At 70.9% G+C, this 973-nt stretch carries 1 protein-coding gene; it reads right to left on the bottom strand.

Annotation, left to right across the window (positions count from 1 at the left end):
- Positions 1–92: 92 nt before the first annotated feature.
- Positions 93–869, bottom strand: coding sequence for a PP2C family protein-serine/threonine phosphatase (locus D1350_RS23410; protein WP_164545305.1), 777 nt, complete (start codon positions 867–869; stop codon positions 93–95).
- Positions 870–973 lie beyond the last annotated feature (104 nt).

Raw genomic sequence — 973 nt, 5'->3', positions numbered from 1 at the left:
CGCGCCCACGCCGCATCCGTCAACTCACCCCGACCAACACCCACAACCCGGACATTACCGAACCACCGACCAGGCCATTCACAGGACAGGCCCTAAGGGCGCAGGCGGATCGCGACCAGAGCGACGTCGTCGCCCGGCAGGTCTGGCAGCATCCGCCGGAGGACCTCGTCGCACAAGTCGTCAGGGCCGAGCAGGGCGAGGTCCGCCAGGGTCGCCTCGAGCCGCCCGATGCCGTCGCGCAGGTGCTCGCCGCGTCGCTCGATCAGCCCGTCGGTGTAGAGCACCACGGTCGCGCCACGCTCGAGCACCGTGACCTCTTCGGTGCGGTCGGTGTCGGGACTGACACCAATCAGGACATCGGGCTGGCCCGCCGACAGTGGGGTCACGGAACGGTCCTGCCCGACGATCATCGGCGGCAGGTGGCCGGCGTTCGACCAGCGCAGCCGCACGTCGGAGCCGTCGTCGGCCTGCTCGAGGCGGGCCACCACGACGGTGGCGAGCGCGTCCGACTCCAGCGTGTGCTGGGCACGGTCCACCTGCTGGAGCAGCTCGGCCGGCCCGGCGCCGGTGGTCACGGCGATGCTGCGCAGCGCGGTGCGGATGTGGCTCATCGTCGCGGCGGCAACGACGTCGTGCCCGGACACGTCACCGATGACGGCGACCGTGCCGCCGCCCGGCTGGTGGAACACGTCGTACCAGTCGCCCCCGACCTCGGCGGCCTGTGCCGCGGGCTGGTACCGCACGGCAATCTCAAACTGGTCGGTGGGGAGCGGAGGGGTGAGCAGCGACCGCTGGAAGCCCTCGGCGAGGTGTCGTTGCTGGCGGTAGAGGCGAGCGTTGTCGAGAGCGAGCGCGGCGCGTGCGGCCACGTCCTCTGCTAGGGCCTGTCCTGTGAATGGCCTGGTCGGTGGTTCGGTAATGTCCGGGTTGTGGGTGTTGGTCGGGGTGAGTTGACGGATGCGGCGTGGGCGCG

Source organism: Antribacter gilvus (assembly GCF_003946865.1).
GTDB classification, from domain to species: domain Bacteria; phylum Actinomycetota; class Actinomycetes; order Actinomycetales; family Cellulomonadaceae; genus Antribacter; species Antribacter gilvus.
Note: the sequence above shows the minus strand (reverse complement) of the source record. Positions and strands in the feature narration are given on the sequence as shown.